Consider the following 15103-nt stretch of genomic DNA (forward strand, 5'->3'; position numbering starts at 1 on the left):
ATAAAATAAATGCTACATTCAATTTTGAATTTGCGTATACAATATTTTTAATTAAACAAATACAAATAAATAATGAGGTTGATGTCATGCAAATTTTAAAAAAATCAGCTGTTGTACTCGCATTATCAAGTTCCTTGCTTTTCACAGGTTGTGGGTACAATACACTTCAAGCGAAAGATGAAGCGGTGACTGCATCATGGTCTGAGGTACAAAACCAATACCAGCGTCGAGCAGACCTCGTTCCGAATTTGGTGAATGTAGTTAAAGGATATGCAAAACATGAAGAACAAGTTTTAACTGAAGTCACAGAGGCTCGTGCAAATGTTGCAGGGCTTAAAGTTGATAAAGAAGTACTTGAAAATCCAGAATTGTTTAAACGATACCAAGAAGCGCAATCACAAATGACAAGTGCATTATCACGTTTGCTGGCAGTGACTGAGAATTATCCAGACCTTAAAGCAAATGAGCAATTTCGTGATTTACAGGTGCAGTTAGAGGGTACAGAAAATCGTATAGCAGTTGCGCGTAATCGCTATATTTCTACCGTCCAAGATTACAACACCTATGTTCGTCAATTCCCACAAGTCGTAACTGCGAAAGTCATTGGCATGGATGCAAAAGAAAACTTTAGTGCTGAAGCGAGTGCACAAAAGGCACCGAATGTTTCTTTTGATTAAATCAATGATTAGAAGTTGATGAATATGAGCATGAGAACTCAGCATCTTAGACAAAATAGTATGAAATTGATTTCATGGCTATTTGTCTTTGCGATGACCTGTACATTGCAAATGGTTCATGCAGAAACTGCAACAGCAGTAGATCATGAGTCTGACGCGATTGTGCTGGGAAAAGTGATTCAACCCAATTCAACAAATCCATCATCAAGTGCTCAGCAAAATAAACCAACTCCAGCACCTCCTGTTACTGTTTCAAATGATATGCAGGAAGGAGACACACAACGTCAACTCCCTACATTAAATGAACCTGTGATAGATCAGGCGAATATACTTTCTCCTCAAGAAAAGTCAGAACTCGATACAATAATTCGCGGTCTATATAATGAGGGTAAGGCTCAAATTGGGATCGTAATCGTTCCAACAACTGGTCAGGAAGGTATCTTTGATTTTGCAATGCGGACTGCACAGACTTGGGGGTTAGGTTCTGCTCAACAAGATAATGGTTTATTAATCGCAGTGGCAATTAATGATCGAAGATTACATATCGCAACAGGCTATGGATTGGAAGGTGTGATTCCAGATATCGTTGCGAGTCGAATCATTCGCGAACAAATCACCCCTTATTTTAAAGCCAATGAATTTGGACAGGGTTTAATTGCAGGGGTTAGAGAAATTGAACGAATTGTTAACCTTGATCCTGAAATTGCCCAACAGGCTGCTGAAGAGCTGAAACTTAGACAAGAACAAGCCTTAAAAGCGCAATATGCAAAGGAAAAGACATTTAACACGGTATTATTTATTTTAATCGCTGGTGTGATTGGTTCTTTTATTATTGGTAATCGTTTAAGTGCTTCGGTCGCGGGCGTTACTGCTTTTGCTGCGAGTATGATTTATGGTTCAGGGATTTTAATCAGCTTGATTGTGGGTATTGGAATTTTCTTTTTATTATTTACATCAATCGCACAGTTGATTTTCCAAGCATTTTTATCTGGCGGAGGACGCGGCGGCAGTGGCGGTCGAGGCGGATTTGGCGGGGGTGGATTTAGTGGCGGTGGTGGTGGCTTTGGTGGGGGAGGTGCGTCAGGCTCATGGTAACAAAAACTGAAACGACAGAAATTATCACTGAACCTAAGTTGCAACAAACATCTCAACCGAGCTTCAAGCGCTGGATTAGGCACTTTTGTTATTTGCCTGCATCTAAACGTTATTTTTCCAAAATGGATCAAAATGCGATTGCAGAGGCAGTGAAACAAGCGGAGCAAGGTCATGTTGGAGAGATCCAAGTGGTCATAGAGGGATATATTCCATGTGCCTTGGCTTATTCAATGAATACTCGTCAGCGAGCAGAACAACTTTTTGCTGAATTAGGTGTATGGGATACAGAGTTTAATAGTGGTGTACTGATATATTTAAATCTATGTGAGCAGAAAGTTGAAATTGTGATTGATCGTGGAATTCAAAAGGCCACAACGCAACAGGATTGGCAAGCAATCTGTGATCACATGATTCGTGAGCTAAAAAATAAAAATTATAAACAGGGTGTTATTGTTGGCGTGATGGAAGTCGGGGAAATTTTGAATCGTTTTTATGATGATAAAGTGCAAGATTTAGAAAATGAGCTCAGTAATCAGCCAATTATTTTAAATTGAGTTAAGAAAAGTGACAAAAAATGTCACTTTTTTACATAAATTAACATTAAAAATAAATTTGAAAATTATTTATTGGCAACCTTGAAGCGTTATACGAAAATAGCATCAGTTAGTTAGCAACAACAAAATCTATTTTGGGGAGAGGTTGTTAACTTTGAACTTAAAAATTAGGAGAGATGTTATGAACGCTCAAAAAGGTTTTACTTTAATCGAGTTAATGATTGTTGTTGCAATTATCGGTATTCTTGCTGCGATTGCGATTCCTGCTTATCAAAATTACACAGCTAAGTCTCAAGTTGCAGCTGGCCTTTCAGAAATTACACCTGCTAAAACAAATGCAGAAGCTAAATTAGCTGAGGGTTTAGCAAGTTCAGTAACGACACCTTCTGTGTTGGGGGTTCAGGGAACTACTGGTCGTTGTGATATTAAAGTAAGTGTGGCTGCAACTGGAGAGTCTAAAATTGAATGTAAATTAAAAGGTACATCTTCAATTAACGGTAAAGTTATACAGTGGACACGTGCTGCAGATGTCGCAGATACTGGTGAAATCAAGCCTTGGGTATGTGCGACTAATGTTGCAACTGAGTTCCAACCTAAAACTTGTACAACTACAGCTACACCGATGTCTTAAATGATATATAAGGGAGCATAGCTCCCTTTTTTTATGAGAATTTATCTAGCTTTAAGCATTTTTTTTTATGGATTAGGTATATTAAATCCTATTCATAATAAGCCATATCCAAGTTTTTTTTCAGAAATATTTATATTTCTGTCATTAATTTTTTTGTTTTTAATAAATAAAAAAAATAGAGTCCCATTAAATTTTGCATTGATTTTTTTATTTTATACAGGTTTTTTTTTAATAACTAATTTTTTAATATCGAATAATGGTGAAGTTAAATTTTATTTAATTTATTTATTCTCTTTTATTGCCTCTCTGACTATTTCTTATTCGATGGTCAAAGAGGGGGATATTCAAAATTTATTTAACATTACTGCTAAGGTTTTCATATTCTTGGGGTTGATTTCATCAATATATGCTATTTCCCAATGGCTTAACCTAGAAATTAAATATTTAACTAATAATCTAATAGGTCTACGACCTTATGCTAATTTTGCCCAACCTAACCATTTATCAACCTTTTTATTATTAAGTCTTATATCAGTTTTTTATATATATGAAAAATCAAATAGAAATAATTTTTTTCTTTTCATGATTCTGATCATTTTAATGTTTGGTATTGTGCTTACTCAATCTAGAACGGCTTGGGTAATAATGTTTTTTATTCCAATCATGGTTGTATTTAAATCAAAAAAAATAATTCTCAAATTAACAAGATGTTATATGCTTGGTATGTTTTTTTTATTTTGGATGTTAGTAATATCTTTACCCTATATTAATGATTTACTTTATTCGCATTTTAATATAGTAAAAATTAATGGAATATCTGAGAGGGTAACTTCAGGATATCTACGTTTTGATATATGGAATCAAATGATTCATGCAATTAAGGAAAAGCCTTGGTTGGGTTATGGTTTGGGACAAACAACTTCAGCTCAATATGCAGTAATCGATACTTACCATGGTCGAGAATGGATATCTAGTTCGCATAATATTATTTTAGACATTTTGGTATGGTGTGGTCTTCCTTTAGGATTGATTGTTATTCTATATTTTGGACGCATGTTCTGGTTATTTGTCTTAAAATCTAAAAGTATCGAGACACTCTGCTCGGGGCTAATGATTTCTATAATGTTAATTCATGCTATGCTTGAATATCCTTTAAATTATGCTTATTTTTTATTACCATTTGGATTTTTGTGTGGTATTTGTCTTTCAGAGCAAAAAATTAAAACAATTGAAATAAGTAATAAGTACGGATATTTAGCTACAATTATTGGTCTCTTGATAGTGGTTCAAGTTTTTACAGAGTACGCACAGATCACGGACAATATAGTTGCTGCTAATACTCATGAAATGAATGAACTAAAAACAGAAATTGAATTACCTTACGAATCATTTTTCTTTGATAAATATGAAGATCGTGCAAGATGGATTGCACAATATCCATATATGAAGGTAAATCAGAATGTACTTGAACTTGCTGAGCGTAATTTGAATTCTTTTCTAACTCCTTATGATTTGTACAAATATTCAATCTTATTAGCGCATAATGGGCGCAAGGAGATGGCTGAGCGTCAATTGAAAATACTTAAGGTTATGTATGGTATTGATCATTCTTATGAAAGTCTTTTTATAAAGACACAAAGTGTCGAAATACCCTCAGAAAATTGAAATTACTGAGTTCACTCATTTAAAGAGTATAATAAGTTTAGTGTATCTATATTGAATTTCATATGCAGAAGCTACTTTTACTATTTTCTGTCTTTATTTTTATCCTTTCTTTGCTCTTACCGTATCACCGTTCTCCTTGGCCAACCTTCGGTTCAGAAGTATTGACGTTTATCGCAGTCTCTTTTTTATTGCTATATTTAGCAAAATCTAAAGTAAAAATCGCAAAACCACAGCTTTATTTATTGCCATTTCTAAGTATTCCACTTATTCAATTTATTTTTGGACAGAACATCTATTTCAGCAATGCTTTATTTAGTTTTGCTTATATTCTGTTCTTTATGTTGATGGTGATTGCTGGATATCAACTTTGCCTTGAGCAGAGAAATAGAGAACAAGTATTTAAAATTACCTGTTTAACATTTTTTTCAGTCGGAGTTATTTCAGCTATATTTGCTGTGCTACAGTGGTTGGATATGCATACCTTCTTTTCAGGTATTATTTATTCATTTAACGGCAATCGCCCGTATGCGAATTTAGCTCAGCCGAATAATTTAGCGACATTACTCATTCTAAGTTTATTAAGTAGTATTTATCTATTTGAAAAGAAAATAATTTCTAGTTTTTTTCTTGTGCCAATGTCTTTAATCACACTGTTTGGTGTGGTGTTAGCACAATCTCGAACAAGTATTATCGTTTGCGCTTTTATTGTGATCTATTGGTTAATCAAACAAGTCAAAAAACAGAATCGATTTTCTCATATCCATCTCGCATTATGGGTTGGCTTATTTATATTACTTTCATCCAATTTAGCATCTCTTAATCAATGGCTTTTTGCTGTTACAGATACTCAAACTGCTGTTCAAGGCTCAGCAATAGTGGCAAAAGGTGCAGGTGATATTCGTCTAGATATGTGGCAACAAATGATAGCTGCAATTCTGCATCAACAATGGTGGGGGTATGGATGGAATCAAACAGGCTTAGCGCAATACTATATTACCGATACCTTCCAAGTTTCACTTTGGTATAAAAGTGCACACAACATGATTCTAGATCTGTTGGTCTGGAATGGTTTGATTTTAGGTGGGCTTATTCTTCTGTACTTTACAGCTTGGCTACTGTGGCTCAATAAAGGAGTGAAGGATAATATCTCGATCATTGCAACATTAATGGTATGTGCGATTCTCATTCATGGCATGTTAGAGTTTCCTTTGCATTATGCTTATTTTCTACTTCCAGCAGGTTTCTTACTGGGCATCATTCAGGCGCAATATGCAAAATTGCCTTCAGTGAAAATAAATGGTCGAGTGTTCGCAGTGGTTGCTCTTATCACGATTGTGGGTGCTTTAGTCACGACACGGGATTATTTTTTATATAAAGAGCAAAGTGTACTCGCATCAAAGGCTGAAGCTTTAACAGCAGATCAACAACACACCATGCAAAAGCAAATTTGGTTGATTACTCAATTTAAAGAGCGCGTGTGGTGGATTGGACTAGATCCTAAAACTGAAATGACAGAACAACAACTTGCTGATCTAGAGCGAATGGTTGCAAACTTGGCATCAAAATATGATTTACATAAGTATGCACAAGTGTTGGCTTTTAATGGTAAGGAGCAAAAAGCGAAGCATCAATTATGGATTTTAGAAACATTGCATAAGCAGCATATTGAGTATGATGACTTATTGAAATAAAAAAATCCCCGAAAGGGGATTTTTTTATTTCAATCATTAAATTTGGCTTTGAATATAATTCTCTACACCAACTTGATCGACAAGGTCGAGTTGAGTGGTCGCCCAATCTAAATACTCTTCTTCTTTTTCTAAAATCTCTTGTAACAAATCGCGCGTAACGTAATCGAGTTGTTCTTCTGCTAATTTCACAGCAGTTTGAATCGTTTCAATATTTTCTTTTACTTTCCGAACATCGCATTGCAGCACTTCGATGGTGTGTTGACCAATATAGAGCTTACCCAGATGTTGCAGATTTGGAAGACCTTCTAAAAATAAAATGCGCTCAATGATTTTATCTGCATGCTTCATTTGACGGATAGATTCTTTATATTCCGCTGAACCGAGTTGTTCGATGCCCCAATCATTAAACATACGTGAATGTAAGAAATATTGGTTGATGGCTGTAAGATGGTGGTAAAGCACCTGATTTAACTGATGAATAACGTCACGGTTGCCTTTCATGATCTTAGCTCCAAACTCAAAATTCAGCCTATCATAGAAGGCTATCGATAGAGATTATCTTAACCCAACTTGCTAAAGCCTGACGAGTAATTTATTGAACAGCAAATGAAAATCGCAATCAAATACACTTTTGCAAAAAATAACCCCGCTGAGTCAAAGCGGGGGGAGAAATTGGAAATCTGAATTATAGTTATAGAATGAGTTGTTATTATTTTTTAGCACATTCTGAGTTAAGCGGCGATTGAAATTCTGGCAGCTATTTCAGCAAGTTCTTCATTAATAATACTGCGTGCTTCAGGAACACAACGTCCACAACAAGTGCCTAGGTCAAGCAAGTCACGAATTTCACGATAAGATTCAGCGCCATTTGCCATAGCATCTTTAATATCTTGATCTGTAATTCCACGACATAAACAAACGTACATTTCTGCTCAACCACAAGGATAAATGCGATAGTTGATATTATTGATAATTATTATCGTTTGTCAATGAAATTCATTTAAAAATGCTGTTTAATTCATCGTTTTTCTAGATAAAAAAATACCACCTTATAGATGGTATTTTCTAAGATATTGAAATTATTTAGAAATAATCACAACACCATCCATTTCAACCAGTGCGCCTTTAGGTAAACTTGCAACGCCTAATGCTGCTCGTGCAGGGTAAGGCTGAGCGAAATATTCACCCATAATTTGGTTTACCAGTTGAAAGTGAGATAAATCAGTGAGGAAAATATTCAGTTTAGCAATATCAGCTAAAGAACCACCTGCAGCTTCACAAACTGCTTTTAGATTATCAAATACACGACGAATTTGAGCTTCAATGCCTTCAACCAATTCCATGCTATATGGATCTAATCCAATTTGTCCTGAAAGATAAAGTGTATCGCCGACAAGAATGGCTTGAGAGTAAGTACCAATTGCAGCAGGTGCATTTTCAGTATGAATGACTTGGCGGGACATCTATTTCTCCATTATTCAAATCTAGCTTCATCATAAAGGATGAACACTATAGGTGAAAGCTCTAATCTGTATTTGTTTAGCAGGCTTGTGAGACTTCTTCAACAGCAAGAGGAGCTGACATGCGTGAAATACGCGGAAAACCAAATTGCATGCGGAGTTCACGAATGATTTGCGCAATTTGTTGACGACTATGAACAACAATACTCAGATAGGTTTTTGATTCGTATTGTCGAACGGACTCGATTCCGATTTTTGATTTACGGCAGATATAAATCAGTTCTGAAATTTGCTCATCACTTAATAATAGATCGATACATAAGTAAGCATTGAAGTTGATTTCTGATTCACCTTCATCTTTCCAGTGCAACGGCATAATATTTTCAGGATGTAACTGTTGTTCGTGTAGAAGGTTCTTACAGCGAGCACGGTGAACAATAAGACCACGGCGAGATAAATGCCCCTGTATAGGATCGCCTAACACTGCATTACAACAATGGGCATATTTTACATCTACACCATCAGTACCTAAGATCAGGCGACTGGATGCTTGATCTTGATGATGATCTTGAGCAAAGAGATGGTTCGCCACAAGTTGTGGGAGTAAATCACCTACAGCAATTTGTTCAAAAAGATGATTCTTGGTTGGAATATGGCGCCATTGTAATAGTTCAGTCCAATTTTGATCAGTTAGATCATGAATAGACGTATTAAATAACTTTAATGCACGATTTAACGCTTGTTGACCGACAAGGCGCTGTTCATCAATATCTTGGTCTCGCAAAATATTTTGAATAGAGCGTCTCGCTTTTTGAGTGTTGATAAAGCTCAGCCAATCAGGGTTGGGTGAAGCGAGAACATCTGTAATCACCTCAATGACTTGACCACTTGAGAGTGGTGTAGAAAGCGGTTTGATTTCACCATCAATTTTACAGCCGACGGCATGGTTACCTAAGAACAAGCTTGCAGAGTAGGCGAAATCTACTGCTGTCGCTCCTTGTGGTAACTCATGTAAGTGACCTTGAGGAGTATAGACCCATATTTTTTCTTGATGTAAATAATCCAATAGATCATTAAACGTGGTCTTTGCACAGTCGCCACCGACTAAGGTATGCAAATTCTGCATAGATGCCTGAATGGCAGATCGGCATGTTTGAGGAGCATTTTCACCTAATACCACCCCAAATCGCGCAGCCTTACGCATAAGTTCAGTTTGTATGGTGAGCGAAAGCGTTGTTTTCTCGCCTTTCAAACGCAGCATCAAGGATTGATTGCCACCAGGGAGAGGGCGGCGGATATGATCTTGGTAATTTAAAACTTGGAAGTTATCTTTTAACAACTCAACTAAACGATCGCAATCGGCAATGGTCTGGAGAACGATTTCAAACGCATGACTATGTGTGAGTTCTTGAAGGTTAATTTCGTTTTTAACAAAGTGGCGTAGCAATTCAATGTTATTGTTTTTCTTTTTGATCCGCCCGGGAATATTGAAGTTTTCCAAGAGATCGCTCAAATGTTTTTCCCAAATGGCTTGGTACTTACAGCGTTGAGGTTTGGTTTGCGCCAAAGCATTTTGAACATCATTGAACATATCTAGATCAAGATTTTGATAACAGAGGTGTTCAAGATTGTCAGCCATTTCATTCATGCCGACCAAACGTGCCATTGGCACGAATATATCAAAAGTTTCTTGTGCAATACGGGCACGTTTATCTGGTCTTAAAGCTTCCAAAGTTGTCATATTATGGTAACGGTCTGAAAGTTTAATGATGATCACACGAGGATCTTGTAATGTGGCTTGTAGGATTTTTCGGAATGAGGCTGCTTTATTATATTCTTTGTCACTAGAGTGGCTTAATTTCGTAACACCATCGACCAGCTCAGCCACTGTTTTGCCAAATTTTTCAGTAATGTCTTCTTTGCTAAAGTCGGTATCTTCAATGACATCGTGCAGTAGTGCTGCCATCAACGTTTCTGGGTCTAGACGCATATGCGCCAGAATACAACTTACGGCTATCGGATGCAGAATATAGGGTTCACCGCTTTTGCGTGTAATACCATCATGCGCCATGTCAGCATAATCGCAGGCCACAAGCACTCTGTCGACGTCCTTTTCAGATAAATACGCGTCGATGATGACTTTTAGCTGTTGCTTAGCTTGGCTGACCAATGGGCCTGGCATACTACACCTTTGAATCCGTGGAAGAGAGTAAAAAGTAAAAGACTTTACTAAAAATTCATATTGCTACAATGCTCTATTTTTAAATAGAGAATAGCTCTAATTTTTTTAACAAATTTTTTCAATTTTGTCGAATCATTCTCTAAAAAAATTCAATAAAAAAGCCTAGTCATTGGACTAGGCTCTTTTAAATGCAGGGCTTAAGCTTATTGGAAAGAAAAACCATCTAAGTTTAAGTTATTTGCAGAAAGTGCTAAATCTAAGCTAGACGTTTGATAATCTTGCTCACGCTGTTTCAAGATATCTTTAGTGACATGACCTTCAGCGATTTCACGTAAAGCAACCACTGTTGGTTTGTCATTGTCCCATTCTACAGTTGGTTCGATACCTTGACGAGCAAGTTGACGCGCGCGTTTGCTTGCCACTAGTACAAGCTCAAAGCGGTTGTCTACATGGTCTAAACAATCTTCAACGGTTACGCGTGCCATAAGAGTTCTCGTATGTATGAAATTTTTTAACAGACTGCGCAGTATAAAATGCTTTGTCTATAGACTCAAGTTTAATCACGAATTCGGTGTGATTAATTTTTGAATTAAATCTTTATGTCGGTGAGCCTGTTGTGATAATGAAAGACGGTTCGCATTAATGACAGACTCAAGATCATGTAAAGCTTTATTAAAATCATCATTCAGGATGATGTAATCAAAGTTTACGTACTGTTGCATATCTTCTACTGCACAACTTAAGCGATGTTCAATCACTTCAACAGAATCTGTACCGCGGTTTGATAGGCGTTGGCGAAGATCAAATTGAGTAGGTGGAAGAATGAAAATTTGTTTTGATTCAGGAAAAAGTTTGCGAACCTGTTCTGCACCTTGCCAATCAATTTCAAGTAAAACATCATGACCCTTTGCAAGTTGTTCTTTTACAGTCGCTTGTGAAGTGCCGTAGTAGTTACCGAAAACTTCCGCATATTCGATGAAACCACCTTGATTCACTTGCTCAATGAAAGATTCTTTGCTGGTAAAGTGATAATGCACACCATCTAATTCACCAGGGCGTTGACCTCGAGTAGTGTGTGAAACAGAAACGTGTAAATTGCTTACGCGCTCAAGTAGGGCTTTAACTAATGATGTTTTGCCAGTTCCAGAAGCAGCTGAAACGACAAACAAGAGACCCGACATGATATTTTTCCTGATATGATAAAATATCTTCTCTATTTTAGAGCAGAGTGCTTTTAAACTAAATAGCAATTCGCATTTGTTTTAAAAAATATTCTGATTCATTGACCAAATTTTAGCGATCGTTTGAGGGTCTTATGGAAATTGTTTTAGCTAATCCACGTGGTTTCTGTGCTGGTGTAGACCGCGCTATTGCGATCGTTAATCGTGCACTTGAAAGCTTTAATCCTCCGATTTACGTTCGTCATGAAGTGGTACATAACAAATTTGTTGTGGACGATTTACGCCAACGTGGTGCAATTTTTGTAGATGAATTAGATGAAGTTCCTGATGACAATATTGTGATTTTTAGTGCACATGGTGTATCAAAAGCTGTACAACAAGAAGCTGAGCGCCGTGGATTAAAAGTATTTGATGCCACATGTCCTCTCGTGACAAAAGTGCATATCGAAGTAACAAAATATGCGCGTGAAGGGATTGAAGCCATTCTGATTGGTCATGAAGGGCATCCAGAAGTTGAAGGCACCATGGGTCAATATGATCTGAAAAATGGTGGTGCAATTTATCTGGTTGAAGATGAAGATGATGTTGCTGCTTTACAGGTGAATAATCCTAATAAGTTAGCATTTGTCACTCAAACGACACTTTCAATTGATGATACTGCAAAGGTCATTGATGCTTTACGTGCTAAATTTCCAGCCATCCAAGGGCCACGTAAAGATGATATCTGTTATGCAACTCAAAACCGTCAAGATGCGGTCCGTGATTTAGCGACTCAATGTGATGTCGTTTTAGTGGTTGGTTCTCCAAACTCCTCGAACTCTAATCGTCTTCGAGAATTGGCAGAGCGAATGGGTAAGCATGCTTATCTCGTAGATAATGCGGATGAGCTAAAAAAAGAATGGTTTGCTGAAACCACTAAAATCGGTGTTACTGCAGGTGCTTCAGCACCTGAAATTTTGATTAAACAAGTGATTCAGCGTCTACAAGATTGGGGCGCTACGTCACCACAGGAATTAAATGGGCGAGAAGAGAACATAACCTTTAGCTTGCCTAAAGAATTGAGAATTCAAGTTACTCAAGCTTAATAATGAATTATCAATGACATAGCAGGATAAGTGAACAGATTGCAAAATCGTGATCTTATCCTCATTTTCATACCATTTGTCATAACTGTGTTGGTTTTATAATTATAAAATATTACTTTTGTAACATTAATAAATAAATACAAAAGTTTGAATATGAAAGACTTACAACGGGGCTTTACCATTATTGAGCTGCTGATTACCACAATTGTGCTATCAATCACAGCAACCATGGCTATTCCATCTTTTAAAAATCTTGTTGCGCAATATCGCCTAAATTCAGATGTGCGTGAATTATCAAGCGTGCTGATGATGGCGCGTAATCAAGCAACATTGTTAAGAAAAGATGTGACTGTAGATCTTCAGTCGAATCAATCAGATAGCAATACAATCTTTCATTGGACACCCAAAGAGCAAAATAAATTGACTTCATCACAAGAAAAAGTCACATTCTGGATGGATGGGGGAATTTCTGACTTTACATCTGACATAAATTTTTCTATTTGTAATAAGGTGTTAGGTGTTTCTAAAACGATAGCAATTACAAGAATGGGAACACAATATTTAAAAGCAGAGGGGACATGCTAATGCGTGCTGCGCAACAGGGGGTAGGAATGATTGAAATTCTAGTTGCCTTATTGGTTTTGGCCATTGGGGTATTGGGGTTTTCATTTTTACAAATGCGCGCAATTGATGCTTCACATGAAGCAATGTCTAAATTACAAGCCATGAATTTAGCGCGTGACTTATCTGAGAAGATACGTGCGAACTCAAATGCTTATACTCAGTATCAAGCTAGAATAAATGCAGAAACACAAACAACTACAGCCAAATCATGTGTGCAAAAAGGAACGACGAATCCATGTGTTCAAGCAGCCGATTTTGCCCATTATGATGCTGCCCAGATAATAAAAAATGCCAATGGTCTTGGTATGAGTATCAAAATGCCGAATTGCCAAGTCAGTAATAATTTGCAATCTCGCCGATGCATTTACGTAGCCTGGGGAAAAACAAAACCTATCGATGATGCTTCTGCAAAAGATGCATGTACCCATGGTGGAAGTTATTTACCAAAAGCGCAATGCATCGTTATGGAGCTTTATTGATGCAGCATCTTAGGTATACACAAAAAGGTTTGACGCTAGTCGAGCTTATGATCGCTTTGGTGCTTGGATTATTGATTACCGCTGCTGCGGTACATCTGTTTTTTACAGGGCAGATGGGATTCACGATGCAGAAAGGGATGTCGGAGGTTCAAGATAACGGCAACTTTGGTCTGCGCTTTCTTACTTATGAAATTCGTAAAGCAAATTATGGTCAAGTAAATATCATTAATGATCGTTTGACGCATGGTGGCATTGTTATCACTTCAGCTCAGTCTCCAGTGGTGCCTACATCTGGTGATTTGGCATTTAATGCGACCAATATTCCTGTCAATATTTCACGAAATATTCCAAATACGGAGGTTGTGCCTGTATCGCAATCTGGTATGCCGAGTAATATAGAGTTGGTTTCAGCTGAATCTTCACAACCTGCTCAAGCGGGAATGAGCGACCAATTGGTCATGCAGTTTTATGCTGATACACAAGGTGTGGATTGTGAAGGTAATAATTACGATGCTGGACGATATATTGTTCAACGTTTTTTTCTACGTAAAGATGCAAATGCAAATATTCAAAAAGAACCACACGATGCATTGGTCTTGGCCTGTGAAGCAGGGTGGTACACGCGTAACAGCACTCAAATTTTAAAAAATTTTAATAATAAAAAGACTGTCTTTGGAACAACGAATGGTGAAATTTTGATGCATCGTGTTGATCACTTTCACTATCTGTTGGGGATTTCTAATGACGATAATACGGCACAGCAAAGATATATAAGTATTGAAGATTATAAAAAGCTCAATGTTTATCCACGTCCACGCATTAATTCAATACAGGTCGGTTTATTAGTAAGGTCATCTGAGAATGTAGGTCAAAATCAAGCAATTTCTCCTCATCAAGAATTTGAAGTTCTTGATCAAAAAGTAAAATTAAAAAAAGCACAAAAAACCGTCGCGACTAAATTTATTCGACAAGTCATTACACAAACGATCGCGATTCGAAATGGTATGAGTGTGATGGATTCAGCGGAGGGCTTATGATTCAACATCAACGTGGTGCAACGCTGATTGTGGTACTGATTATGTTAGTTCTGCTCACCATTATTGGTACTTGGGCGATTCGACAAAGTATGGTGAGTTTGAATATCACCACCAACAGCCAAGCGCAACAATTGTTAATGCAATCTTCCGATACTGTTTTTTATCGATTGGGGCATGGCGGCTATGCTGCCTCCAGTGGTAACCCTCTGAGCTTAATTGGTTACTCGATTCAGAATGAAGGTAACGAAGTCGTATTCTGTTTTAGAAACCAATCCAATAGTGCGATGTTTAATGTTTCCAACAGTAGTGTATTGCGTTGGAATGAAGCAATGAGTGATGTCTCAGTCGATGGTGTTTCTGGGTTTTGTTCCTTATCAAATGATGGGGATTATGCCAGTGCTCGTAAGGCGCAATTAACTCAGGTGTCTGTAATCGTAAGCCCTCCATCAGACAGTGATCATGATATCCCACTTTCAAACGCAAACGTTGGAACTGACACTGAAAGTATAGGACAACCTTCTGATACTAAAAAAATAACAGTCTATTCAACATCGCTCTTACCCGCATTGTCTTCGACAGATTTAACGGATGAAATCCATCTTTGTTTGCGCCGACCACATACAGCACCATTGGTGGGTAATGCACAAACCATTTCGTCCTGTTTAAAGGAAATTGGTGTGCCGTATAACACCCAAATTCAAAGTTACATTTTTGATGCTTATCAGCGCGCTGAATCTTAATG

General features: G+C 37.2%; 17 protein-coding genes. 11 read left to right on the forward strand and 6 right to left on the reverse strand.

Annotation, left to right across the window (positions count from 1 at the left end):
- Window positions 1-86: 86 nt before the first annotated feature.
- From AC1M86_RS03750 to AC1M86_RS03775, 6 genes are all read left to right on the forward strand, one after another.
- Complete coding sequence (locus AC1M86_RS03750) at window positions 87-677, forward strand: LemA family protein (RefSeq protein WP_092766659.1); 591 nt, start codon at window positions 87-89, stop codon at window positions 675-677.
- A gap of 30 nt (window positions 678-707) precedes the next feature.
- Window positions 708-1772, forward strand: a complete 1065-nt coding sequence (locus AC1M86_RS03755) for a TPM domain-containing protein (RefSeq protein WP_481607258.1) — start codon at window positions 708-710, stop codon at window positions 1770-1772.
- The gene (locus AC1M86_RS03760; protein WP_481607259.1) at window positions 1766-2326 is read left to right on the forward strand and encodes a TPM domain-containing protein; all 561 of its coding nucleotides are present in this window, start codon (window positions 1766-1768) and stop codon (window positions 2324-2326) included. Before AC1M86_RS03755 ends, AC1M86_RS03760 begins: the two co-directional genes overlap by 7 nt.
- A gap of 181 nt (window positions 2327-2507) precedes the next feature.
- On the forward strand, window positions 2508-2957 hold the full coding sequence (locus AC1M86_RS03765) for a pilin (protein ID WP_481607260.1): 450 nt from the start codon (window positions 2508-2510) through the stop codon (window positions 2955-2957).
- A 33-nt stretch (window positions 2958-2990) separates the two neighbouring features.
- A complete protein-coding gene (locus AC1M86_RS03770) occupies window positions 2991-4622 on the forward strand; it encodes a PglL family O-oligosaccharyltransferase (RefSeq protein ID WP_481607261.1) in 1632 nt (543 codons plus the stop codon).
- A gap of 62 nt (window positions 4623-4684) precedes the next feature.
- A complete protein-coding gene (locus AC1M86_RS03775; RefSeq protein WP_481607262.1) occupies window positions 4685-6313 on the forward strand; it encodes a PglL family O-oligosaccharyltransferase in 1629 nt (542 codons plus the stop codon).
- A 36-nt stretch (window positions 6314-6349) separates the two neighbouring features.
- Here AC1M86_RS03775 and bfr read toward each other — a convergent pair whose 3' ends face one another.
- The 6 genes from bfr to gmk all read right to left on the reverse strand — a co-directional run bounded on the left by bfr (window position 6350) and on the right by gmk (window position 11136).
- A complete protein-coding gene (bfr, locus tag AC1M86_RS03780) occupies window positions 6350-6814 on the reverse strand; it encodes a heteropolymeric bacterioferritin subunit Bfr (protein ID WP_481607263.1) in 465 nt (154 codons plus the stop codon).
- A gap of 230 nt (window positions 6815-7044) precedes the next feature.
- A complete protein-coding gene (locus AC1M86_RS03785; RefSeq protein ID WP_035264349.1) occupies window positions 7045-7239 on the reverse strand; it encodes a bacterioferritin-associated ferredoxin in 195 nt (64 codons plus the stop codon).
- A gap of 153 nt (window positions 7240-7392) precedes the next feature.
- A complete protein-coding gene (locus AC1M86_RS03790; protein ID WP_035264336.1) occupies window positions 7393-7776 on the reverse strand; it encodes a RidA family protein in 384 nt (127 codons plus the stop codon).
- Between the two features lie 76 nt (window positions 7777-7852).
- Window positions 7853-9955, reverse strand: a complete 2103-nt coding sequence (locus tag AC1M86_RS03795; protein WP_481607264.1) for a RelA/SpoT family protein — start codon at window positions 9953-9955, stop codon at window positions 7853-7855.
- 203 nt (window positions 9956-10158) lie between these two features.
- Window positions 10159-10440 (reverse strand): DNA-directed RNA polymerase subunit omega, encoded by a 282-nt coding sequence (rpoZ, locus tag AC1M86_RS03800; protein WP_035264331.1) that lies wholly within the window; start codon window positions 10438-10440, stop codon window positions 10159-10161.
- A gap of 75 nt (window positions 10441-10515) precedes the next feature.
- The gene (gene gmk / locus AC1M86_RS03805; RefSeq protein WP_035264330.1) at window positions 10516-11136 is read right to left on the reverse strand and encodes a guanylate kinase; all 621 of its coding nucleotides are present in this window, start codon (window positions 11134-11136) and stop codon (window positions 10516-10518) included.
- A 134-nt stretch (window positions 11137-11270) separates the two neighbouring features.
- Here gmk and ispH point away from each other — a divergent pair, with 134 nt between their 5' ends.
- The 5 genes from ispH (at window position 11271) to AC1M86_RS03830 (ending at window position 15101) form a co-directional block, all read left to right on the forward strand.
- Window positions 11271-12221 carry a 4-hydroxy-3-methylbut-2-enyl diphosphate reductase gene (gene ispH / locus AC1M86_RS03810; protein ID WP_092766665.1) on the forward strand — a complete coding sequence of 317 codons (951 nt, stop codon included), beginning with the start codon at window positions 11271-11273 and terminating at the stop codon, window positions 12219-12221.
- A 153-nt stretch (window positions 12222-12374) separates the two neighbouring features.
- Window positions 12375-12806, forward strand: coding sequence for a pilus assembly FimT family protein (locus AC1M86_RS03815; protein ID WP_481607265.1), 432 nt, complete (start codon window positions 12375-12377; stop codon window positions 12804-12806).
- The gene (gene pilV, locus AC1M86_RS03820; protein ID WP_228143086.1) at window positions 12806-13324 is read left to right on the forward strand and encodes a type IV pilus modification protein PilV; all 519 of its coding nucleotides are present in this window, start codon (window positions 12806-12808) and stop codon (window positions 13322-13324) included. Before AC1M86_RS03815 ends, pilV begins: the two co-directional genes overlap by 1 nt.
- A complete protein-coding gene (locus AC1M86_RS03825; RefSeq protein ID WP_481607266.1) occupies window positions 13324-14361 on the forward strand; it encodes a PilW family protein in 1038 nt (345 codons plus the stop codon). Before pilV ends, AC1M86_RS03825 begins: the two co-directional genes overlap by 1 nt.
- Entirely contained in the window at window positions 14358-15101 is a 744-nt protein-coding gene (locus AC1M86_RS03830; RefSeq protein WP_481607267.1) for a pilus assembly protein PilX, read from the forward strand. Before AC1M86_RS03825 ends, AC1M86_RS03830 begins: the two co-directional genes overlap by 4 nt.
- Window positions 15102-15103 lie beyond the last annotated feature (2 nt).

This window comes from Acinetobacter sp. ANC_7654, from assembly GCF_056779855.1.